The 22,484-nt window shown below is 46.0% G+C and carries 19 protein-coding genes and 1 pseudogene; 7 read left to right on the forward strand and 13 right to left on the reverse strand.

What is annotated here, in order from left to right:
- Positions 1-190 precede the first annotated feature (190 nt).
- Entirely contained in the window at positions 191-604 is a 414-nt protein-coding gene (locus EHQ17_RS19505; protein WP_135590765.1) for a hypothetical protein, read from the reverse strand.
- Between the two features lie 539 nt (positions 605-1,143).
- On the opposite strand from EHQ17_RS19505, the gene EHQ17_RS19510 reads away from it, so the two are divergent.
- From EHQ17_RS19510 to EHQ17_RS19520, 3 genes are all read left to right on the forward strand, one after another.
- Positions 1,144-2,325, forward strand: a complete 1,182-nt coding sequence (locus tag EHQ17_RS19510; RefSeq protein WP_135590766.1) for an MFS transporter — start codon at positions 1,144-1,146, stop codon at positions 2,323-2,325.
- A 46-nt stretch (positions 2,326-2,371) separates the two neighbouring features.
- Entirely contained in the window at positions 2,372-3,922 is a 1,551-nt protein-coding gene (locus tag EHQ17_RS19515; protein ID WP_135590767.1) for an NAD(P)/FAD-dependent oxidoreductase, read from the forward strand.
- Between the two features lie 127 nt (positions 3,923-4,049).
- Positions 4,050-4,499 carry an EamA family transporter gene (locus tag EHQ17_RS19520; protein WP_135590768.1) on the forward strand — a complete coding sequence of 150 codons (450 nt, stop codon included), beginning with the start codon at positions 4,050-4,052 and terminating at the stop codon, positions 4,497-4,499.
- On the opposite strand, the gene EHQ17_RS19525 is transcribed toward EHQ17_RS19520, so the two are convergent.
- The 4 genes from EHQ17_RS19525 to EHQ17_RS19540 all read right to left on the reverse strand — a co-directional run bounded on the left by EHQ17_RS19525 (position 4,500) and on the right by EHQ17_RS19540 (position 9,092).
- Positions 4,500-4,739, reverse strand: coding sequence for a hypothetical protein (locus EHQ17_RS19525; protein ID WP_135590769.1), 240 nt, complete (start codon positions 4,737-4,739; stop codon positions 4,500-4,502). It abuts the gene before it with no gap.
- Positions 4,740-4,798: 59 nt separating this feature from the next.
- Positions 4,799-5,212, reverse strand: a complete 414-nt coding sequence (locus EHQ17_RS19530) for a DoxX family protein (protein ID WP_135590770.1) — start codon at positions 5,210-5,212, stop codon at positions 4,799-4,801.
- Between the two features lie 108 nt (positions 5,213-5,320).
- Positions 5,321-7,258 carry a long-chain fatty acid--CoA ligase gene (locus EHQ17_RS19535; RefSeq protein ID WP_135590771.1) on the reverse strand — a complete coding sequence of 646 codons (1,938 nt, stop codon included), beginning with the start codon at positions 7,256-7,258 and terminating at the stop codon, positions 5,321-5,323.
- A gap of 103 nt (positions 7,259-7,361) precedes the next feature.
- Positions 7,362-9,092 carry a diguanylate cyclase gene (locus EHQ17_RS19540; protein ID WP_167881175.1) on the reverse strand — a complete coding sequence of 577 codons (1,731 nt, stop codon included), beginning with the start codon at positions 9,090-9,092 and terminating at the stop codon, positions 7,362-7,364.
- Between the two features lie 274 nt (positions 9,093-9,366).
- Between EHQ17_RS19540 and EHQ17_RS19545 the strand changes: the two are divergent.
- Positions 9,367-12,201 (forward strand): annotated as a pseudogene (locus EHQ17_RS19545) (adenylate/guanylate cyclase domain-containing protein); the annotation flags it as partial.
- Here EHQ17_RS19545 and chrA read toward each other — a convergent pair.
- From chrA to EHQ17_RS19585, 8 genes are all read right to left on the reverse strand, one after another.
- Entirely contained in the window at positions 12,192-13,538 is a 1,347-nt protein-coding gene (gene chrA / locus EHQ17_RS19550; RefSeq protein ID WP_135590773.1) for a chromate efflux transporter, read from the reverse strand. The pseudogene EHQ17_RS19545 and the gene chrA overlap by 10 nt on opposite strands.
- Positions 13,538-14,287 (reverse strand): class I SAM-dependent methyltransferase, encoded by a 750-nt coding sequence (locus EHQ17_RS19555; RefSeq protein ID WP_210412892.1) that lies wholly within the window; start codon positions 14,285-14,287, stop codon positions 13,538-13,540. The genes chrA and EHQ17_RS19555 overlap by 1 nt, the downstream gene beginning before the upstream one ends.
- A 34-nt stretch (positions 14,288-14,321) precedes the next feature.
- Positions 14,322-15,719 (reverse strand): polysaccharide deacetylase family protein, encoded by a 1,398-nt coding sequence (locus tag EHQ17_RS19560; RefSeq protein ID WP_342776154.1) that lies wholly within the window; start codon positions 15,717-15,719, stop codon positions 14,322-14,324.
- Between the two features lie 197 nt (positions 15,720-15,916).
- The gene (locus EHQ17_RS19565) at positions 15,917-16,486 is read right to left on the reverse strand and encodes a tetratricopeptide repeat protein (protein ID WP_135590776.1); all 570 of its coding nucleotides are present in this window, start codon (positions 16,484-16,486) and stop codon (positions 15,917-15,919) included.
- Between the two features lie 18 nt (positions 16,487-16,504).
- Positions 16,505-17,020, reverse strand: coding sequence for an LB099 family protein (locus EHQ17_RS19570; RefSeq protein ID WP_135590777.1), 516 nt, complete (start codon positions 17,018-17,020; stop codon positions 16,505-16,507).
- Positions 17,021-17,182: 162 nt separating this feature from the next.
- The gene (locus EHQ17_RS19575; RefSeq protein WP_246057632.1) at positions 17,183-18,175 is read right to left on the reverse strand and encodes an LEA/WHy family protein; all 993 of its coding nucleotides are present in this window, start codon (positions 18,173-18,175) and stop codon (positions 17,183-17,185) included.
- Positions 18,176-18,404: 229 nt separating this feature from the next.
- The gene (locus EHQ17_RS19580) at positions 18,405-18,845 is read right to left on the reverse strand and encodes an acyl-CoA thioesterase (RefSeq protein WP_135590778.1); all 441 of its coding nucleotides are present in this window, start codon (positions 18,843-18,845) and stop codon (positions 18,405-18,407) included.
- The gene (locus EHQ17_RS19585; RefSeq protein WP_135590779.1) at positions 18,842-19,438 is read right to left on the reverse strand and encodes a TetR/AcrR family transcriptional regulator; all 597 of its coding nucleotides are present in this window, start codon (positions 19,436-19,438) and stop codon (positions 18,842-18,844) included. Before EHQ17_RS19585 ends, EHQ17_RS19580 begins: the two co-directional genes overlap by 4 nt.
- A gap of 307 nt (positions 19,439-19,745) precedes the next feature.
- Between EHQ17_RS19585 and EHQ17_RS19590 the strand changes: the two genes are divergently transcribed.
- The 3 genes from EHQ17_RS19590 to EHQ17_RS19600 all read left to right on the forward strand — a co-directional run bounded on the left by EHQ17_RS19590 (position 19,746) and on the right by EHQ17_RS19600 (position 22,442).
- Complete coding sequence (locus tag EHQ17_RS19590; RefSeq protein WP_135590791.1) at positions 19,746-20,723, forward strand: ArsR/SmtB family transcription factor; 978 nt, start codon at positions 19,746-19,748, stop codon at positions 20,721-20,723.
- 1 nt (position 20,724) lies between these two features.
- Positions 20,725-22,035 carry an adenosylhomocysteinase gene (gene ahcY, locus EHQ17_RS19595; RefSeq protein ID WP_135590780.1) on the forward strand — a complete coding sequence of 437 codons (1,311 nt, stop codon included), beginning with the start codon at positions 20,725-20,727 and terminating at the stop codon, positions 22,033-22,035.
- A 107-nt stretch (positions 22,036-22,142) separates the two neighbouring features.
- Positions 22,143-22,442, forward strand: a complete 300-nt coding sequence (locus EHQ17_RS19600; RefSeq protein ID WP_135590792.1) for an indolepyruvate ferredoxin oxidoreductase subunit alpha — start codon at positions 22,143-22,145, stop codon at positions 22,440-22,442.
- Positions 22,443-22,484: the final 42 nt, after the last annotated feature.

Genomic DNA, 22,484 nt, shown 5'->3' on the forward strand with positions numbered 1-22,484 from the left:
ACCGTGATTATACGAAACAAAAGGGCTTCCTTTGCCTCTCGGAATCGTTTCATCGAGGAAACTTTGTTTTCCGGATTTTCTTTTGTTAATCGTTCCGACGACGATGCGGGGAATCCTTTCCCCTTCATTTCAACTTGAATCGAAGGAAAGTCTTTCTTTCCTTCGAAGTTTTTGTCGCGATATCTTGCGATTAGTATTTGCAGAATGCGGGAGGATTATTCGCGGGATTTCTAACCCTAGAGTAACAGTTTGTAGTTCCTTGCGAGGTCAATCCTAAGAGATTCCACTGGGTAACGGGATACTGCGCGGTGGAAGGCGGTCCTTGTTGCCAATCGATCGTATAATTTCCCTCCGGCTGACCTTTGATGATCAATCCTTTCGTAACCGTATTCGACGCCTGAATGCAGGACACAACGTCTCGGTTGTTGCTGACGATCAACCAAGCTATCGGATTGGGAGTCGGATCCTGCTGGCATCCAAAATCTAAAACCCAAATCCCTTCTAAAATGGTCTTAGTCTCATCCACAGTTGTTTTGTCCCCTTCCTTGCAATTGAATGCGTAGATAGAAACAACCAAAACTAAAAGAATAGTTATTTTTTTCACGAAAATCCCCTATAAGAAAAATTTAGAGAATAAAAATAAAACAATAGTATAATACAGTCAAATTATAATTTAATTTATTTGAAATTATTAATATTACTTTTACTGATATTTTATCTATGATTCATATTTCATCTATCCCATAATTTTATTTCCTTTTGAGGATATACGCCGATCCGATTTTCCGGTCTTGATTTTGCTGAAATAGGGGAATCTCGAATCCGTTAGGTAATTCGAATCGAAGTTGGGATTTACACGTTACGTCAGTCGCGGGGATTTTCGATTTACTTTTTCGTTTCCTCTAGGGTTCGAAAAAAGTTCGCGTTCTTTGTAATAAATTTTTTGACTCATTCCCGATTTCCGCTCCGATATCTTCTTTTTAAGAATGTTCTTTTTGTCACGAATCGAACTACGAAAGTCCGGTGTTAGGTTAGAATGACCGAATTTTACACACACTCGATTTTCTTCTAATTACTTGCTTTCTTTGGAACGGTTTTGTTTTTGGAATTTGAATTTTAGTGATTTTGAATTCCGAGTGTGACATGAACTCAGGCAAGCCAAAAAATGCGATTTTACTTTGTATACTCCTCGGACTGGGTTCCGTGCTCGGTCTTTCCGGAATCGACTTGGTTCTTCCCAGCATCCCCGCTTTACCCGAAATTTTGGGAGGGAATCAGACTCGTTCCCAACTCGTGATCGCGGCTTTTATCGGAGGAACCGCGTTCGGTATACTTTTCTCGGGATATATCGGCTCAAAGATAAAAACTTCCTCCCTCCTTTTCTCCTCGCTCACGTTATACGCTCTTGTTTCTTTTTTGTGTTCTTTGTCCGAGTCTTTGGACGTCCTGATCGTGTTGCGTTTTTTCCAAGGTCTGTGTTCCTCCGCCCCTGCGGTGTTGGCTCCTGGAATCGTTAAAAACCTTTTCGACGAAAAGGGCGCGACCCGCGTTTTGGGAATGTTGGGAAGTGTAGAGTCTCTCGTACCTGCGTTGGCTCCGATCTTAGGAGTTTGGCTCCTCACGTTCGGAACTTGGAAGTATTCCTTTTTGATCACAGCGTTTTTCTCGCTTTTTCTTGCGTTCGCGTTTTTGTTTTTACGGATAGAAAGCCCTCGTCCGGTTTCGGCAAAAGTGGATACGGGTTCCTATCGACAACTTTTACGTTCCCCGGTTTTTCAGAGATATTCGTTGAGCCAGGCTTTGAATTTGGGAGGTCTTCTCGTTTTCGTTTTCGGAGCACCCGTAATCATCGTCAAGACGATGAATTCGGATATCTCCAAATTCGCCCAGATGCAGACCATCGGAGTCGTTTTTTTTATTACTGGAGCGATTTCCTCCTCTTTTCTTAACCGTAAATTCGAACCGGAATCGCTCGTCACGATCGGAACGTTTCTTTCCCTTTTTTCATCTATTTTACTTTTATTATATTCCATTTTTGGCAACAACAATCCGAACTGGATTTTGGCGATCTTTCCTCTGATGAACTTGGGTTTGGGACTTCGCGGTCCTACGGGTTTTCTGAAGGGAATCCTTGCGTCGAACGGGGACGACAATCGGGCTTCTTCCCTCATTCTTCTTTCTATCATTTCCGTTTCCTCTCTGGGTACGGCGTTTATCGCGCCTTTTTTGCACTTCGGTTTATTTTCCTTGAGTTTGTTCGTCGTGTTTTTGCACGTAGGCGCCGGTCTTTCCCTCCTTTTCCTTCCTAAACTTACCTCCGATTGAAAAATTAAGATTTGTTTTAAACTCATTTCCTAAATCAAGTATATTTATGATACAGGAACTGCAACTTAGAGTCCCGCCCCACGTCGCGGGTCAGGAAGAAGTTCTCAAAGAATTCGTCTCCAAAATCCTCAAGGTCCGTACCGAAGAGATTCAAGACTTGATCGTACTTCGCCGTTCCATCGATGCGCGTCAAAAGAACGTTTTTTTTAATCTTAACGTCGCCGTTTACATCGGCGAAAATTTTATTCCGGAGCCGATTCCGTTTCCGGATTTTCCAAACGTGACTAACGCGGAGGAAATCATCGTGGTCGGAGCGGGGCCGGCCGGTCTTTTCGCTTGTCTTCAGTTGATACTTTCCGGCAAAAAGCCGATCCTTTTGGAACGAGGGAAGGACGTTAAAAATAGGCCTTTCGATCTTAAGGAGATCAACGTACATCACCTCGTTAACGAAGATTCCAATTATTGTTTCGGCGAAGGAGGGGCGGGCACTTATTCGGACGGAAAACTATATACACGTTCCAAAAAGCGCGGTAACGTCCGCCAAATTCTGGAATGGCTCGTCGGTTTCGGCGCCAATCCGGACATTCTAGTGGAAGCTCATCCGCATATCGGCACGAACAAACTTCCGAAAATCGTACGCAATATCCGCGAAAAGATAGCGGAGTGCGGCGGCGAAGTTCGTTTCGGAGAACGGGTCGTCGATCTTATTCTTGAAGGAAACAGAATCGCCGGAGTGGAGACCAAATCCGGTCTTAAAATATATTCAAAAAAAGTAATTTTATCGACGGGGCATTCGGCGAGAGATATATTCGAATTATTGCATATAAAGGGTATCGAAATCGAGCTAAAACCGATTGCCATCGGGGTCAGGGTGGAACACAAACAATCCCTGATCGATTCGATCCAATACGCGTGCGAGGTACGAAGCCCGTTTCTTCCTCCTTCCCCGTATAATATCGTAAAACAAATCGAAGGAAGAGGGGTATATTCCTTTTGTATGTGTCCCGGAGGTGTGGTCGCAGCGTGCGCGACAAAACAGGAAGAGATCGTGACGAACGGTTGGTCCTCCTCCAAACGCGCCCGTCCTTCCGCCAATTCCGGCGTAGTTGTGGAGCTTCGTCCCGAAGATTTTAAATCCTTTTCCTCGTTCGGTCCTTTGGCAGCGATGGAATTCCAAAAGGAAATCGAACGTAAGGCCTGGATCGCGGGTGGTCGTAGACAAACCGCTCCTGCGCAAAAATTGGGCGACTTTGTGGAAGGTAGGTTGTCCGTCGATCTTCCGCGAACTTCTTATACTCCCGGAATCGTATCCGTGGCGCTCGAAGAGGTTTTACCTCCGATCATCTTGCAAACGTTGCGAAAGGGCTTTCGAGAATTCGATAAATCGATGAAAGGTTATCTTACGAACGAAGCGGTCGTTCACGCTCCCGAAACGAGAACTTCTTCACCCGTTCAAATCCCGCGGGATCCGGTCACCTTGCAGCATATCAGAATCCAGGGTTTGTATCCCTGCGGAGAAGGCGCCGGTTATGCGGGGGGAATCATATCAGCGGCAATGGACGGCATTCGTTGCGCTTCGGCTTGCGCTGTCGTCTAACGTGGAATCGATAAAAGGAAACTAAGAACGAAAACGCAGAGTCTTCCGAATTCCGAACGGATCACGATCGAGGAAAGTTCTTTCTTTCGTATTCGAAAAATAAAACCCTGAAGATCGGAGATAATACATGAAATTCGGTTCCGCACTTTTACCCTTGTTGTTCGCTTTGATGGCCGCTATAGGAAACGCGTTTTACGCGTTCGGCCAGAAAAAATCCTCTCCCACATCGGGGCCTTTCCTATTTTTGATTCCTACCTTGTCTATTTGTATCGCACTTTTGATCGTTTCGGTTCTCTTTTACAGACCCGAGGATCTCAAACGTTATCTGACGGAGAATACTAATTACTTTTGGATAAGCGGAGTCGGTCTTTACTTCACGTTTTTGGGATTTTATCTTTTATATAGCAGATACGGAGCTTCGTATTACATTCTTTATGCGGTATTGTCCATTCTCACGACTTCGATCTTCGTGGGGGTGTTCCTATTCTCCGAAAAAGTAAACCTGTATCATTATCTTTCCATCGCGGCAGCTTTGGTCGCGATTCTGTTTTTTAATCTCGGGCAATCGTCCGAATGATCAGAGGTTCATCATCTGTTTGTTTAGGGTTTCGAGATCCCGGATCAGGTCTTCCGGTTTTGGACGAATCGTTTTGGCAAGTTTAAGACCGTCGTCGATCAGATCCAAAATGAGTTTTTTTTCGGCTAAGGCGCGCGCTTGAGGCATGGATTTACGTTCGTTTTTATAAAGCGAAGCCTTTTCGTCTATGATCGAGACGATCTTATTTAACGCGTGGATTTTTGCCTGTTCTTCCCCCATCGAAGTCCGCCTTATTTGAAGTTAGGAGAGGATTACGTTTTTTCGATATTCGGGAAAGTTTATTTTCTTCCGAATTTTCGTAAAATCCGTGTTAGTTTTTCCTTGTCGGTCCATAAAAAAAAGGAACAGATCAAGGCGCACAGAACCGCGAGGAAAAAAAGAAGTCCTCCGTCTCCCTCCTGTTCGATTCCTATCACGAATAGGTGAGAAACGATCGCTCCGATCATCAAACCCAATCCCAATACGGCGCCTATCCATCTTCGTTTCGGAATCAAGACGAGAACGGAAACGATCAACTCCGCGACTCCGCTTCCGATCCTTCCCCAAGGTTCCATTTGCAGTTGCGTGAAAATCGCCACCGATTCCGCGGCGCCGGTGAATTTGAAGAATAATGTCTGTAAAAATATCAAAGCAACGACGACGCTTAAGATTCGTAATAGACGTTCTTTGTTGATAGGTTCGATGAGGGACAAAAGATTTTCTCCTTGCGATCTTTCCGTTTCTTCGATCCAATATCGGATCGGTTACGGATCCAGGAAGAATTTAGGCTTTTGCCCCCGTTTTTTACGCGTATTACGGATTTATCGATACATATCCTCGATTTCCTTTTTATACTTATCCGCAACCACGTTCCGCTTTATTTTCATCGTCTGAGTCAACTCGTCTCCCGGTTCGAATTTTTTGTCGAGAATTCTGAAATTGGAAACTTTTTCGAAGTTCTTAAATCCGGTTTCGTTGGATACGAGCGATTTGATTTCGTTCTTAAAAAGACTCAACACGTCCGGATCGGAGTTGAGATTTTTCACTTCGTTTAACATTTTCGAACGAAGTTCTTTGAGATATTTCTCCAAGGCTTCTTCGTTCGGAACGATCAGAGCTCCTAAGGTTTTTTGATCGTGCCCTACCACCATAACCTGATGAATGAATTCGCTTCGCACCAGGGCGAATTCGATCGGTTCCGGTTCGAGATTTTCTCCTCCCAAAAGTACGATCGTATCCTTAGCTCTTCCGGAATATTTCAATTCTCCGGAAACGGTCCAAGTCAAAAGGTCGCCCGAGTTCAACCATCCGTCCGAACTCAGAATCTCCTTGGTTTTTTCGGGCTCTTTGTAATAACCTTTCATCACGTGATCGCCTTTGTGCCAAGCGATCCCTTTCACGCCGGGTTTAGTGATTTCGTTTCCTTTTTCGTCCGTTAGTTTGATTTGAACGCCGGGAATACAACGTCCCAACGTTCCGACGGTGATTTCCCCTAGGATACGTCTCGTGGAAATTCCGGATAATTCCGTCATTCCGTAACCTTCTAGGATCGGAATTCCGATCGCGTTGAAAAACGTATCGATGTATTGAGGCAGAGCGCCCGCTCCGGAAAGGGCGAATCTCAATTCTCCGCCTAATCCTTGTTTGATTTTATTAAACGCGAGTTGTGCGATCTGATTCGGAAGCCAGAGCAGAATCACAACCCAAGCGGAAATAAATTTTTGCCATAGGGCGGCGAATACGGATTTATTCTCGAAGGAATATTCCAATCCTTGCAATCGGGAAAGATGTTTGTAATAGGCGACCGCGATCTCCTTGAATAATTGAAACAACGTCTGCTGAAGAGGGGACGCCGTTTTCACCTTATCGTGGATCTTGTTGTAAAGACTTTCCCACACTCTCGGTACGGAAAGCAATAGTGTCGGTTTGATTTCCGCTAAGTCCTGACTCAACGTGGAAATCGAGGTGAACGCTTCGGCTCCGCCTGCGCGAAGACATACCGTTTCGACCAGACGTTCTGCGATATGCCAAGGAGGTAGATACGCCATACTTCGATCGCTCGGGTAGATGTTCAGGTCGTTTCCTTTTAAGGCGCTGTCCACGTTGAAGACTATATTTTTGTGGGTCAACATCACTCCTTTCGGTCTTCCAGTCGTTCCCGAAGTATATACGATCGTAGCAAGATCTTCTTCGCGGATTGCGCTCCCGCGTTTATGGAATTCGTCTGCGCCTTTGGAACGGATCCATTCTTTTCCTTTTTGTATCAAGTCGTTTAACAATAGTATTTCGAAGGGCCCGTCCGCTTCCGCGTCGCCCTTACGATCGAAAAGAACGACCTTTTTAAGGTGCGGATATTCCGATTTACGATTGAGAATTTTTTTGAGCGCGTTTTCGTTTTCTAAGAATGCGATCGAACATTCCGCGTGATTGAGAATATAAAGAAGATCCTCTTCGGTAGAATCCGTTCCCCGCGGAACGTCCACACATCCTATGTTGGTGATCGCCATACTACACCAGATCCAGCGAGCGCCGGAATCCGCGATCAATCCGACGGGGGTTCCCGGTTCCAATCCCAAGGAGATCAAGCCGCTTCCGATCTGTTGTACGGTCTCGTTTAATTTTTTAAAACTGAAGGGTTGATACGTTTTACCGTCCGGTTTGTAATACTGAGCCGTGGAATCGGCGAACGTTTCCGCGGAAGCCTTGAGGACGTGATACAAAGTTTGGGAAGGTATGGAGGGGATTCGACTGGATTTCATAGCAGGGAAGGATTCTAAAAAATCCCTTTTATGAGTCGAGTAGAAATCGCGAATGGAAAGAAATTATTCCCTTTTATGATTTCGGAATACAACCCGGCTCGGATCAATGTTTGATATGATTTCTACCGGAAAACTTCGCCTGGTATAAATTCTGATCCGAGAGTTCGATCAATTCCGCAAAGGAACGGATTTGCGGTTCGTCGGTGCAGGCGATTCCGATCGAAACCGTGATTTTGGAGAAAGGACTTCGGATATGAACTATCCCCAGGGCTTCCACCTTCGCCAAAATATTTAATGCGACAACGACCGCTCCTTCGATCGGAGTGTCCGGAAGAATGACGGCGAATTCCTCGCCTCCGTAACGGGTCACGATATCGTGAGATCTTCTTAGTCCCGCTTTGATTTCGTGCGCGACCTGAATCAATGCGCTATCACCTTCCCTATGTCCGTAGGTGTCGTTGAACTGTTTAAAAAAATCCACGTCGATCATCAATAACGATAGGGATGAACGCCCGCGTGTGGCGCGGCTCCAAGCGATTCGGATTTGTTCGTCGAAATACCTTCGATTGAACACCCGGGTCAACGGATCCATATAGGAAAGTTCTTCGAGTTTGCCTGCGTATTCCTCGATTTCTTCCTTTTCCTTTCTTATACTTCGAATCCGTTCCGAAAGGGCCAAGGACAAAAACAACACGCTCAACATGATCCCGGTCTGTAAAAACGGAATGGCGGGCGAGTCCTTGAGAAAAAATCCGAAACGACTGAACGCGAAAATGATCCCGCCGGTTAAGGTAAAAAACCAGGCCGTTAAAAAAATCACCGCCTTCCGCTCCCCTTTGATGGCGCGGAAAAAGGAGATCAAAAAAATCACCGTCATCTGCAACAGAGGAAACAAGGACGTGAACGGTATCAGATATCTTCCCGGAACCAAAGGAATCAAAAACGCCAATCCCAATCCGATCCATAAGGAACCTTTGAGAAACAAGTACATTCCCGAATATTTCCGCTTCGCTTCCAGATAGGAAGAGAGAAACAGCGACATAAAAATCATCATCAGCGCCACGGCTTCCAAATGAAGTTGATTGATGAATTTCGGTTGATTCGGGAAAAACCATTCGAACGCATAACCGGCGAGAATGATCTGATGAAGCAGAACCGAAAGTATTAGAAAAGAATAATAAAGTAGATATCTCTCCCGGATTCCAAAGAAAAGAAACAGGTTGAAAATCGCCATGACGCCTAACGCGCCGAAAAATGCGGAATCTTTGGCGAGCTCGGATGAGGTTTCACGTTCCTTGGTTTTTACGTCGTAAAGGGTCATCGAAAGACTCAAGGCTCCTTCGGTGAAAATGCGGACGGCAACTTTCGTTCTTCCTTTTTTTTCCAAAGGAAGGGGAAACAAAAACAGTCGGTTTTCCACGGGTCTCGTCATAAACGGAAGGACGTCGCCCGTATTGTATTCACCCGAAACTCCGTTTGCATCTTTGAAAAAGACGTCCACCCGATCCAAATGAGGATAGTGGAGGGTCAGCAAAAATCGGTTTTCGACGAAATCCGGCGTTTCCACTTCGAAATAGAGCCAATAAGGAACAGAATCATAGCCGAATCCGAAGGTGGGATTTTCCACCTTCTGCACCGGAAGCGAACCGAGAGATTCGAAAAAATCCTTCGCGTGAAACCTTAGTTCCGGATCTCTTACGTAATAAACGGAATTCAGTAAGGATTGTTTTCCGGGGAAATCCGGTTTTATAATCAGAGCGGGTTCGATTGCAAAAAGAGAATTCGAAAGAATAAAAAACGCGATCCAAAAAACTTTTCGTCCGAAACAAGACACGAATCGCATCCGGATAAGTTGGGGTCTCCAAAGGATTTGTCAAATATTTTCAGAGAATCGGCCTTCTAAGATTTTCCCGCTTTGAAAATTCCGCATGTTCGTATCAATAATTTCGTGACTCACGCTCGGGTATTCATCAGAATGCTGAGAACCATCTTTGAACGCCGAGGAAACCGCAGTGGACACTGATCCGATCCGAAACGCATCCGCACAAACGCTTCCACTTTCGAAAAAAACGAAAGGAATACTGGGAGTCGTATTCGATTTTACCAGGTTACTCTCCCTTGGAATCCGAGCCAAACTCGCCCTTTTTACCGGCGCCTTGATTGCACTGACCGTAGTGGTTCTTTCCTTTATCGACGTAAATCAACAGACCGAAATCCTCACCCAAAGTTACGAAAAACAAGCGGCGATTTCCAGACATTATATCTCCGGTTTGGTTTTGGAGTTGGAGAATATTTCGAGCAGTCTGATTCGTGTGGAATCCTTTCGTGAACGCGTAAAACGTCAAAGCCAGGCTCTTCGCAAATACAGAACGAAGGTGGTTACTCAAGAGGAAAAGCAGGTCAGCCTTTTCGGTTTTAAGACGAAGTTGTTCGGCGTTTTGGGTACGGAAAAAAAATCCGAAATCAAGGACACATACTATTCCGTTTATCTTTCCAAATCGGACATCGAGGAATTGGAGAAAAAAACCCATTCTCTTCTGCGGGATCCGAACGGTCTCGGAATTGCGGACGCGACGTATTCCAAGCTCAAAAACCTGGCCCAGGTCGTCGCGATTTTAGAAGCGGATCTGAACGAACAAAAAGCTAAACGAGACGAGTTACGTTCGAAAACGAAAGTTTCCGAAAAGGAAATTCAGGAAACGGAGGCCGCCACCGAGTCCTTAAAGGATAAGATTGAAAAGGCGCGTAACGTGTTGGATCGTTCCATTTTGGAACTTTCTTTGTCCAAACAACACAGAAAGATCGAAGAACTCGGTCTGGATATGTCCTTGTATCGGATCCAGACGTTTCCCGTAATCGGTAATCAGGTAAAGGAGAATCTGATTCCTTCCTTCGACACGAAAATTTTCAAACCCGACGGACCGGTCAATTCGGATCTTTTTTTCTCCGAAATCGACGCGCACCTCAAGGATTCTATCCGGAAAATTTTGGCTCTCGACTTTTCCCAAAATATTAGAGAAAACGCATACACGATCGGAAAAACGGAGTTGCAGACGTTGTATTCCCCCATTTTCCGAAATCAAAATTCCACCGAACGCGCGTTAAAGCTCCGTGAAACTACTCCGGATTTCGCTAAAGGTTATTTACAGAATGATACTAACGTTTCGGCGCAGATTCGTGATCTGATTCCTTCCCTTAAAAAAAGGATCCAGGAGCTCAAAGGCAAAAAACCTCCGGTTCCTCCGTTTCAAGATAAGACGTACCGAGATTTGTATGCCCGTTATTCCAAACTCGTCCAGGATCGGGACGAGATGTTCGAAAAATTCCGAGATGAATTTTCGGAGGATAAAAAGACCGTCGCAGAAACGGCGGCAAAACCGAAGTCGGGAAATCAAAAAAATCCTAGGGCGTATTTTCCGATTCAGAGCGAGACCGATCTGTGGATCGATTCCATCGGTCGTGCGAGAAACGCGGCTTTGGAGGATTGGATCGTACTTAGATTCAGCCAAAATTCCGGAGCGTACCAGGATTATCTAAGAAATCCGAAAGAGCAGATTCTCGCGAAAGAACGTTATGCGGCGCTTCGGGATTGGATCTATTCCGGTAAAAGTGAAACTCCTCCGCCTCAACTCAAGAAATTAATTTCCGACGGAATCGTTGCGAATTCGAGAGGTGAGGCGGAGGAAATCCTGTGGAGTTTGGATTCGAAACCGCTGCTTTCCGAATCTGGAGAAGGGATCGTTTCGTCGATTCTCACCGCGAATCTTTCCGGGATTTCCAGAACTCTCGTGGATCGTACGGAAGGGTTGCAGATGATCCGTAAAAATAGGAATTCCGCGATCGCGACCGCTCTGATCATTTGCGCGATGTCTATTCTTCTCGCGATTTTAATCTCCGGTTTTGTGGTTCAAAAAATCAAACGGATTATCTTTCACGCGGAGGAAGTAGGACAAGGAAATTTAGAAGTTCAATTCGAACAGGGCGGTAAGGACGAATTGGGGACGTTGACGATCGCGCTCAACTCGATGGTAGCCGGTTTGCGCGAACGCGAGAAGATCAAAAATATCCTCGGGACCATGATCGACCCGGTCGTTGTAAGCGAAGCGATGGTCGATCTCGCTGCGTTAAAACGCGGTAGCGAGAAACGGATCACTGCTTTTTTTTCGGACGTCGCCGGTTTTTCCAATATCAGCGAAAAACTCACTTCTGTCGAATTAGCATCTTTGTTAAACGAATACCTTTCCGCGATGACGCTTATCCTAAAGAAACACGAAGGTGTTCTGGATAAATATATCGGGGACGCGATCGTAGGAATTTTCAATGCGCCCGTGGAAGTGGAAAGTCATTGTATTAAGGCGGCGAGGGCTTCCGTGGAAATGATCGAGACTCTGGAAAAACTCAGGCAGGATTGGAGGGATCGAAAGGTATATATTCCCGAAGCCCAAGAGATGCAGATTCGAATCGGACTCAATACGGGTCTTGCTAAGGTAGGGTTTATGGGAACCGATTCCATTTCCGCATATACGATGATGGGAGACACGGTCAATCTCGCGGCGCGTTTGGAGGCGGCGGGGAAGGACTACGGAGTGAGCATTTTGGTGAGCGAATCCGTACGACACGAGATCAAAGACGAATTTTTTACAAGGCTATTGGACGTGGTTCGAGTGAAAGGAAAAAACGAACCGGTTCGATTGTACGAACTCATAGGAAGGCCTGAAAAAATTTCGGAACGAATGGAAGCGTCCGTTTTGGAATTCGCGAAAGGGTTCGAGGCATATCTCAATCGAGAATGGTCCTTGGCTCAGGAATTATTGGAAAGTTCTCAGATTACGCGCGGAACCAAGGACAAGGCCGCCGCGCTTCTTATCGAACGATGTGAGGAATACAAACTCAATCCTCCGGAAAAAAGCTGGGACGGAGTATATACTAGAACTCACAAATAATACGACAAATCGATTCCTAAAAAAAGAAAACCGCCTGCCGCGATCCAATAAATGGAAATATCTTTTTTCCATCGTAAAAGGAGAACTCCCGTTACGGTAATGAACAAAGGCATCCATCGAACGCAGGAAAACGGCGCTCCTAAACAGGAGTCGGAACTTGCGCCGGGTTCCAGCAATACGGATTTTGCGAAATAAATTCCCAAATGAAGGATCACGGCACAAACGCAAGCGGTCACGTAATCCAAAACGAAACGCAGCGGAACGGATTCCGTCGTTTTTTCCACGATGGGCGCCCCTCCCAGAATTAGAATAAAGGAGGGCAAAAACGTATAATAAGCGGTTAACGTGAGACCCAAAACCCCGGAGAGAATAGAATCGTAACGATGTGCACCGGCTAAAAAACCGATAAACGTTAAGACCATCACGAGCGGCCCCGGCGTACTCTCGCCGAACGCCAATCCGTCTATCATTTCCCCGAGGCTGATCCAACCCGCGGGACCGGTCGCGTATTCCGCTACGCTCGGAAGAATCGCGTATGCGCCGCCGAACGTCAACAATGCGGTTTTCGTGAAAAAAAGGATCAGATCCTTCCAGAAAGAAAACTCCGTCCTTAAAAAAAGAAGGATCGCGAGCAGAGGAACCGCCCAAAGGATCAAAGCGGCGCTTCCGATTCCGCCCATGTATTTTAGAATTTTATAATTTTCTTCCCTACGGCGTACGTTTTCGGAAAATTCTCCGATTCCGATCGAAAACCGTTCTTCCTCGGACGGTGACTTTTTTTTCTTAGTCGCCTGTTTGGATAAGAAAAAGGAAAAGATTCCGAATATCATAGAAAACGCAAGTAGATACGGATATGGGATTCGTAAAACGGACATACCCAAAATCGTGGCCGCAAAACAGATCCAGTGTCCCTTCGTTTTTATCCCTTTCGGAATCCAATTCAGAAAGGATACGAAAACGATCGAAAGTACCGCGGGTTTGACTCCGTTCAGGAACGAAACCGCAAAGGGCACGTTTCCATAATAAAAGTATAAACTACTAATTCCCAAAAAGATAAAAAAAGAGGGAAGAACGAATAAAAAACCGGCAACAATTCCGCCTAACGTTCCGTATAACATCCAACCGAGATAGGTGGCAAGTTGCCCGGCTTCCGGGCCGGGTAATAACATACAATATCCGAGTGCGTGGGTAAACCGATCTTCGGAGATCCATTTTTTCTCCTCCACAAGATGTTTGTGCATCAACGCGATTTGTCCCGCGGGACCGCCGAAGCTGATCCATCCGAGCCGGAACCAAAATCCGACGGCTTCCCAAAACTCCGGTTTATTCGTTTGCATTAGAGGATCCTGCCGATTCGGAAAAAAAGTGGCCATTTGACGGAACGGAGTTTCGAATTTCCCCAGGAAGATCGTAATTGGTCCTCCACTTCGGAAACCGGATCGCGCCCGTTTTTTTGGATGAATTTCTGGACGCTGGACCACGTGCGTAAATAACCTAACACTTGTTCCACCGTCCAAAACTCTTCCATAAAAAGTGCGGGAGGATCGATTTCAGAAAACGGGAAAGGGACCGTTTTGTACGCTTCTTCCACGTATCTACGTTCGGGAGGCCAGTAAGGTCCCGTGATCTCGCCGTACAGACGTTTGACGATCGTATCCGTTTCGGGCGAAGTGGTTTGCAGACCGTAACCCCAGATCGCAAGCACGCCGCCGGGTTTGCATACGCGTCTTACTTCGGTGAAAAAAGCGTCGAAGTCGAACCAGTGGAAGGCCTGCGCGACAGTGACCAAATCCACTTGCAGATTTTCTAATGTGGAATTTTCCGCGCTGGCCACGAGATATCGCACTTTCGGATGTTCTTCCGCTTCCGAGATCTGATTGGCGCTCGGATCGGTTGCGATGACGGAATCGAAAACTTCCGCCAAAGAAACCGCGGCTTGCCCGTTTCCGGTTCCACAATCCCAGACCGACGTACCGTCCGGGACGAGGGTTTTTAGATACGAAAAAAGTTCTTTCGGATAACCGGGTCGAAACTCGGAGTAGGAGGAGGAATGTGAGGAAAAATGATCCCTAAAACTCATACCCAAAGTTTCGGGGATCGTTATGCGACATCAAGCGGTTTTAAAACGAACCGTCGGGATGTTTTTTGAATTCCTTTTGGTTGATGAAAAGATATTGATACTGGATCTGTTTTCCGTCCTTCGTTTTCGCTTGTATCATCAACGGAAGAAACGTGGATTTTCTGGAGAAGTCCGGAATTCGCACCGTGTAATCGGGGGATTTATTTTCGGCGAGAACGTCTTTACTCTTGATTTTGATGTTCACCGTTTCGGGTTGAACTCCTTCCAGGTGAATCTTAAATTCCTGTCCCGTTTTCACCCAAGAGCCGTCCTGAATTCCGATGGAAATTTTCGGAGGAGGCGCCATCGTCAAAATGGAATTGAATGCGGACTGCGATTGTCCCCAAGGCACAAGAGAACGATGCACGTTGTAAACCGGAACCCCCGGAACGTTTTTGCCGGGATTTACGGTAAACGCCATACGATAACCGATCTCTTTTGCTTCTTCGATCACCCTCGGATCGAATAACCCGAACGGATAGGCGAGGTCCACGACCTTTCTTCCCGTTTTTTGTTCCAAGATCTGTTTTGATTCCAGCAATTGTTTACGGATCAACGTACGACTCATCGTGGGAAGTTTCGGATGATACAAAGTATGCGAGCCTAAATCCAAAACGCCGCTGTCGAGAGCGCTTTTGAGTTGTTCCCAAGTCATGTAGTATTTTTTTCCGGAAGAAATGATCGTAGGGTAAATGAAGATCGAAGCCGTAAATCCGTATTTCTTCAAAAGAGGAACCAAAACTTCCAGGTGAGTTTTGGAGCCGTCGTCGAACGTCAAAAGAATCGGTTTTTCGGGAAAGTCCGAAGGTTTTTTGCCGTTGATATACGCATAGAATTGATCCAGACGAACCGTTTTGTAACCCGCCGCTTTGAGAAACTTAAACTGTTCTTCCAAAAGATCGGGATGAAGATTGTATCCTCCCATCGGACCGCCTTCCGCCGCCAAGTGATGATAACAAAGAACGGGAACGCCGCCCCCGGAAGAAGTATCGATTCCTTGTGTGGAATACGTGGGACTGGCCGGAGTATCGTCCTTCACGGTCGGAAGCGCGTCCTCGTATTTTTTCTTTTTGAAATCGTTCCCCCGTTTCGCGCTCGTTTTGGAATCTTTCGGGGAAGGTTTCGATTTTTTGCGGGTCGGCCCTTCCGCATCGGAGGAAACGTCCGAGGATTCTTCCGAAGAGTCCGGTTTTACTTTTGGATTCTTTTTAGAAACGGATTTCGAAGTAGAAACGTCTTCGGATTCGGAAAGTCGTTCGGACGTAGTTCCGGAAGGAGATTCTTTCGAAGAAGACGAATTCGATTTCGTCTTTCGTTTTTTTTCGGGATGGAGGAAGTCGTCCACGGGAGAAGCGTTCAGCGACAACGAAAGAAATAAAAAAATTCCTGCGATTCCGATCCGTCGTAGAACGTTCCAACGGTCGTTGGTTTCGGTCGATGAAAGGATCGAGTTTTGGGGAAGTCCTCGGTGAAATACGGCTGCGCCGTCGTGAAGGGAAAGTTTTGTTTGTTTAGTTTGCATTCCTGAATCCGGGTTCAGAGTCTTGGGTTAGTCTTTTTGAGACTCTTCCCCAGGCAAGCGATTCCCGAAAGTTTTCAAGGGCAGAATTTAGTAAGGGCGCGACGCGCTTGAAAGTGACCGAGTCGTTCGGCTTGTTTCCAATCCTGACAGGCGTTTCTTTTTTCCTTCACCGCCCAATTGGCCACGGCTCGATTGTTGAACGCGTTTGCGTAATTCGGTTTGCGTTGGATCGCGGCGCTGAAGTCTTCGATCGCACCTTGAAAATCGGCGATTCCGATTTTTGCGAATCCCCGGTTGTTAAAGGCGATCGCGTATTCTGGATTTTTTTCCAAGGCCTGCGTATAATCTCCGATCGCTCCCGTTTCATCCCCGGCCTTGCTTTTGGCAAGACCGCGGTTGTTCAAAGAGGAGGGATTGTCCGGATTTACGTCCAAATCCCTCGAATAAAATTCTATGGCCTCGGAAAAACTTCCGTTTTTAAACTTGGAATTTCCCTGAAAGAACGGACTCGGATTTGCATTCTGAGAGAGTCGATCGTCCTCTTTTTTTTCCTGCGAAGAGAAGCAGAATAAAAACGATTCTGCACAACATAAAAGCACGAGCAGGAAACCGATTTTCGGTTTAAAACCGGAATGGTTTTTCATAAGACCTTAAGAAAAAATTTATTTCCCTTCTTTTTCCCGGATCAATCTTTTCAAAACCGATTCGCTATGGGAGCAGAGTTTTAAAATTCCGCCTTTGGCCGGTTTTTGTCTTTCGAGTTCCAAAAGTTGAGCCGCAAAGCGGAACTTTCTGCGGATATGATTGACCGCGGGAATGGACGTTTTGAAACTTCGAGCCAATTCGTGATCGGTCAAACCTTTCCCGTTGAGGTCGAAGAATTTAGCCAACTTATCCTTATCCCATACGATCTTTTGATCGGTTCGATAATAGTTATGCTGTTCCAGACGTTTGCTGTTCCGTTCGTAAGAGCCTTGGTTCCTCTTCTTTCTCCAGAAGGGGTGACGGTTTCTTGCATACTTGATATCATCGATCGTATAACCCGTAGACGTGAGCCATTCCGATGTGATGCTGGACTTTTTGGGACCGGTCAGTTTCGACTTGATCGATAACTCGATGTACTGCTCCGGAGTTGATGCTGAAAGTAGTTTCCGTTTTTCTTTTTCGTAGATTTCCATATTTTTTTACGCTCATTTAAGGATCGGCGGATGAAACCATCCGCCAAATTCAAGGACTATTGTTATCATATTATGTTTAACTTGAAAACATTTTTCCGAAATGAGCGGGAATTTCTGAAACGGATTTGTTACTGCAAAACTACATCCGAAGTAATCCGCAACTTACCAACGAAAGTTACCTTCTTTGTTAAACCCGAAACCGATCGGTTCGCTCGAAACACCGGGGCAAACGACGGCGGCTTTCCCCGAAAGACGAAACGAAGAACTACGTTTTGTGACCGCGTTTGCGATCGCATTCGAAACTGACTTTAAAGGGAAGCTGGTCTTAATCGTAAGAACGGATTCTTTTCCGTTGTTTACGATGTGAGTCGGTGAACCCGTTAGGAATTTATCGTTTTCCAAAAACAAATCGAAATTTAAATTCTGAAATTGCAAATCGGAAGCCGCCTTGTTGTTAAGTACTATTTCGAATTCCGTATCGATGGAAAGATCCAAGGTTTCTAAACCGGCAGTTAACGCAGAGCCGGGAGATTTTTTATTTTTCGGAGAGAGTAACGCGTCCAAAAACGAAACGGCTTTTTTCGCCAATTCCTGAGAGTTTGCGGATTGTGTCACCTTGGCAACGTCCGGTTTCAGGATTTTAAAGTTTCTGATTTCTATGTTCGGAAGAACGGCGGGAATCAACCGTTCGTCTTGAAACGGGAATTTGAGCGCGTTCGTGCCCGCCAAAACCGCATATCGTTCGGGGATCGGAAGAGCCGCTTCTCCTTCCAAACGGATCAAAAGCTCCTTCTTTCCGGGAATTTTTTTGTACAATGTCGCAAGATCGGCGTATTTCAGTTTTACTTCGATCGGAAGATCTTTTTTGGCGGAGGCTCCGATCGATTCCAAATCGAATTTCACCTTGGTAAATTGAGTTCCTTCGATTTTTAAATCCAGATCGAGTTTGGAGGCGGGAAGGGAAATCGGATACGGATTTCGAACCTCGGAGCGGATCAATAATCGGATGTCTTCCAAGGTAATTTCGGCAATCTCCACTTTTTCAAAGGAGATCTCGGGGGTTTTGATTTTGTCTTTGACGGATCGTAATTGCGCACAACCTGCCAAACCGAAACAAACCAGCGGAATGAAAAAAAAGTCGATTTTGAATTTCAAGATGTTCCCTCCCACGGGAAGTAAAAGTAAACGGTAACACTGATTTAGAAAGGGGGAATTTCTTTGAAAAGAAAGTTTTTCGAAAAGAAAACCTCTTTCCAAAAACGGGCCCGAACGCGTAAACCGAAATCGCTTTAGTAAAATCGAAAATCACCGTTCTTTCACGCGTTTGTTCTTTAGAATATGAGCGAATACTCATGCTTTCACGAAAAGATCGAATCAATTCGGTTCAAAGTTTAGAATCCTCTAATCCGATCGCATGTAAAAATTTTGCAGGTCGTTTCGAATTTAAATCCAAAATCACCCAATCGGTTTCCGCTTTGCAACAAAGAAGGGAATCGCTTTCTCTTAGGATTTTCTGGATAAAAACGGCCCTCGTCGGCGAGGAAACCGAAAGTTCGGATTCGATTCGGATTTCCTCGGGATACGAAATCTCACGTTTGAATTCGAGTGAAATGGAAAGAATCACGGGGCCGAATCCTTCTTTGCGGAGAATTTCCATAGAAAACCCCCAGTCACGCATCGCGCGCATCCTTGCTTCATCCAGATAACCCTGGTAGTTTTTGTTGTTTACGTGACCGTTCGAATCCAATTCGTCCCAGCGAATCGGAAGACGGGTAACGTGCTCCTTACGAATCGAGTGCAAGGTTTGTTTTTGGGCGGTGCTCATTGGACTTCTCCTAAAATCAATTTTTCGTAGAGGGGGACGAAATTTTTCAGATAGGAAACGTCCCCGGACGCTCTTGCCACGAGCATCGTTCCTCTCCAAGAACATTCTAATATTCGAATACGATTTCGGACGGATTCCGCACGCGGGTTCTCTTCGGGAAGCGACAAGGATTCGTAAATCCCCGTTTCGATCCGATGTAAGGAAACGGCCAGAGAATCTCGGAGCAACGGTTGGTCCTCCGAGGAAATTTGAGCCAAAAAATTGATCAAACAGGAAATCCCTTGGGGAAGGAGTTCCAGCTCCCAAGCGACTTTTCGTTGGTATAAATGGAGGAGAGACGTTTTATTTCGACCGGCTTCCGCCAAAACCGAGTCATTCCAAAGAATCGCGTTTTGTACATACCTCTCCAATGCACGGAGCAAAAAGTCGCTCTTGGAATCGAAATAGTTGTAAAACGAACCTTTGGGAATTCCGGCGGAATCCGCGATCTCTTGGATTCCGACGGCGTCAGGTCCGAATTTGCGAATCAAAGCGGTTCCGGTTTCTAAGATTGCGTTTCGTTTGGCGGTAGATGCTTCCTGGGAAAGTCGCATGATGGTTTATTTAAAGCGACTGGTCATATTAATTGCAAGTAAAATCCGAACGTTTGAGGGAGGAGATGCGCAATTTTGTTTAAGAATGAAACTGTGTGGGAACTCACACAGGGAGGTTGGGTGGGCGGATCCGTTCCCGTTGTAGAATGCGAACGGTATTTTTTCGAGAACCGCGCGGGAGGTACCACATAAATTCGGAAAATTTTCGTATTTCCGGCCTTTCGTGTGAGTTCCCACACAAAAACTTTTCTACCATCCAAAACAAAAAGTCTTGCAGATATCAAGATATCTTGATATCTTCGTTTCCGTGGAACTTGTAGAATCGAAAGTGATCGGTGGGAACTCCTCTCGGCAGATTCTTTCCGCTCTCAAAGCGCTTTCGGATGAAACCCGAATTCGGATTCTACATATCCTTTCCTTGTCTCCATTGAACGTTCAGGAAGTTACGGAAGTCCTTCGTATGGGACAATCCAGAGTTTCGAGACATTTGAAAATCCTAACCGACGCGGGATTCTTAGTTCCGGAACGAGAAGGATCCTGGGTTTATTACCGAATTCCCGAAGAACGAAAATCCCCCGATTTTTCCTCCGAAGTTTCGGAATTACTACTTTCCTACAAAGAAGATCTACCGTTTTTGGCGGCGGATCAAACTCAGGTCTCGCAAATTCTTTCGAGAAGAGATCAGAAAAACACATTCTATTTTAATAATGTAGCCCAGGATTGGGAAACGATTCAAAAAGACGTTTTGGATCCGGCGATCTACCGAAAAAAAATTCTTTCCTATTTACCGGGAACCTCCTCCGTTATCTACGATCTGGGCTGCGGTCCGGGAGGATTGATTCCGTATCTTTTGACCAAGGCGGACCAGGTGATCGGAGTGGATTCCTCCCCTAAGATGGTGGAGGAAGCGGAGGCGGTTTTTGCCGGAAATTCGCACGTCTCCTTCGTAAATTCTCCTTTGGAAGACGTAGCACAATACGCGCCGACAAAAGCGGACGCGGTCGTTGCGTCGATGGTTCTTCATCACCTTTCCAACCCGCCCGGTGTAATTCGCGAAATTTATAAAATTCTAAAGCCCGGCGGAACTTTCTGTCTCGTCGATTTAAAAAAACACAATCAGGAATTCATGCGCGACAACTTCGCCGATCTTTGGTTGGGATTCGATCTTTCCCTTTTGCAGGATTGGTTGGAGCTTTCCGGTTTTACGGTTCGCGCGCATGAGGAATTCGACACGGATAACGTTTTCAAAATTTTGATCATTCAAGCAACGAAAAAGGAGGACTAACATGTCCGCAATAACACAAGAGAAGGGCTTAAGCTATAAAGTAAAGGATCTCTCCCAAGCAGAATGGGGAAGACAAGAGATCATCCTGGCCGAAAAAGAAATGCCGGGGCTTATGGCGATAAGACAGGAATACAAAGGCAAAAAACCTTTGGCGGGAGCAAGAATCGCAGGATCTCTTCACATGACGATCCAGACCGCGGTTTTGATCGAGACGCTGACGGAATTGGGAGCGGAAGTTAGATGGTCCTCTTGCAATATCTTCTCCACCCAGGATCACGCAGCGGCTGCGATCGCAAAAGCGGGTATTCCAGTTTTCGCATGGAAAGGTGAAACGGAAGAAGAATACTGGTGGTGTATCGAGCAGACCATTTTCTTCGGAGACAAAGGTCCGAACATGATCCTCGACGACGGGGGAGACCTTACCGCTTACATTCACGAGAAATATCCTCAATTGTTAAGCGAAATCCGCGGAATTTCCGAAGAGACCACCACGGGGGTTAAGAGTCTTTACAAACTTCTTAAGAAAGGAGAATTGAAGGTTCCCGCTTTCAACGTAAACGACTCCGTTACAAAATCCAAGTTCGACAATCTTTACGGTTGCCGTGAATCCCTCGCGGACGGCATCAAAAGAGCGACCGACGTTATGCTCGCCGGTAAAGTGGCTCTGGTTTGCGGTTTTGGAGACGTGGGTAAAGGTTCAGCGGCTTCTCTTCGCAACTTCGGTTCCAGAGTGATCGTGACCGAAATCGATCCGATCTGCGCTCTTCAGGCTTCTATGGAAGGGTATCAGGTTCTTCGCGTGGAAGACATCATCGAACAAGTGGACATCGTTGTAACCGCAACCGGTAACGACGACATCATCACTCTCGAGCACATGAAAGCGATGAAAGACGGAGCGATTCTTTGTAACATCGGACACTTCGACACAGAAATCCAAATGTCCAGACTGAACGGAGAAAAAGGCGTAACCAAAAAGGAAATCAAACCTCAAGTGGACAAATACACTTTCCCGGACGGTAAATCCATCATCGTTCTCGCGGAAGGACGTCTTGTAAACCTCGGTTGTGCGACCGGTCACCCTTCTTTCGTGATGTCCTGTTCTTTCACCAATCAGGTATTGGCTCAGATCGAACTTTACAACAACAAATACGAGTTGGGAGTTTACACTCTTCCGAAACATTTGGACGAGAAAGTTGCGGCTCTTCACCTCGATCAGTTGGGAGTTCGTTTAACAAAACTGAACCAAAAACAAGCGGATTATCTGGGAGTTCCCGTAGAAGGACCTTTCAAACCGGATCATTACAGATATTGATCTGATTCGCGGATTTTTTCGAATACGGATTCCGAAACTTCGACTTTAGCGGTCGGAGTTTTTAGGGATCCGTCTCGGAAAGAACGTGCGGCGTCTTGCTCAAAACGATGGCCTATGTTGTCACAGAACCCTGCAGAAACTGCAAATATACGTATTGTGCCTCCGTTTGCCCCGTCGAAGCCTTTCGAGAGGGCGCCGATTGTCTTTACATCGAACCTTCCATCTGTATCGATTGCAACAAATGCAGACCGGAATGTCCTGTCGAGGCGATTTATCCCGATTACGAAGTCCCGTCGATTTGGCGGAGCTGGATATCGGAAAATGCGGAAAGATCGAAAGTCTCCCCGGTCATATCGGACGTAAAAATTCCGCTCAAAAAAGAAGGCTGCGTCGATCCTGTTTTTTGAATATTAAAATATCAAGTTATACTACTTTATAAAAACTGAAGA

This window comes from Leptospira gomenensis (genome assembly GCF_004770155.1).
GTDB lineage: Bacteria > Spirochaetota > Leptospiria > Leptospirales > Leptospiraceae > Leptospira > Leptospira gomenensis.

Bases quoted from the DNA above. Each gene is read 5' to 3' on its own strand.
- EHQ17_RS19510 (WP_135590766.1), top strand. From the start codon at position 1,144: ATGAACTCAGGCAAGCCAAAAAATGCGATTTTACTTTGTATACTCCTC.
- EHQ17_RS19515 (WP_135590767.1), top strand. From the start codon at position 2,372: ATGATACAGGAACTGCAACTTAGAGTCCCGCCCCACGTCGCGGGTCAG.
- EHQ17_RS19520 (WP_135590768.1), top strand. From the start codon at position 4,050: ATGAAATTCGGTTCCGCACTTTTACCCTTGTTGTTCGCTTTGATGGCC.
- EHQ17_RS19525 (WP_135590769.1), bottom strand. From the start codon at position 4,739: ATGGGGGAAGAACAGGCAAAAATCCACGCGTTAAATAAGATCGTCTCG.
- EHQ17_RS19535 (WP_135590771.1), bottom strand. From the start codon at position 7,258: ATGAAATCCAGTCGAATCCCCTCCATACCTTCCCAAACTTTGTATCAC.
- chrA (WP_135590773.1), bottom strand. From the start codon at position 13,538: ATGCAAACGAATAAACCGGAGTTTTGGGAAGCCGTCGGATTTTGGTTC.
- EHQ17_RS19565 (WP_135590776.1), bottom strand. From the start codon at position 16,486: ATGAAAAACCATTCCGGTTTTAAACCGAAAATCGGTTTCCTGCTCGTG.
- EHQ17_RS19570 (WP_135590777.1), bottom strand. From the start codon at position 17,020: ATGGAAATCTACGAAAAAGAAAAACGGAAACTACTTTCAGCATCAACT.
- EHQ17_RS19580 (WP_135590778.1), bottom strand. From the start codon at position 18,845: ATGAGCACCGCCCAAAAACAAACCTTGCACTCGATTCGTAAGGAGCAC.
- EHQ17_RS19585 (WP_135590779.1), bottom strand. From the start codon at position 19,438: ATGCGACTTTCCCAGGAAGCATCTACCGCCAAACGAAACGCAATCTTA.
- ahcY (WP_135590780.1), top strand. From the start codon at position 20,725: ATGTCCGCAATAACACAAGAGAAGGGCTTAAGCTATAAAGTAAAGGAT.
- EHQ17_RS19600 (WP_135590792.1), top strand. From the start codon at position 22,143: ATGGCCTATGTTGTCACAGAACCCTGCAGAAACTGCAAATATACGTAT.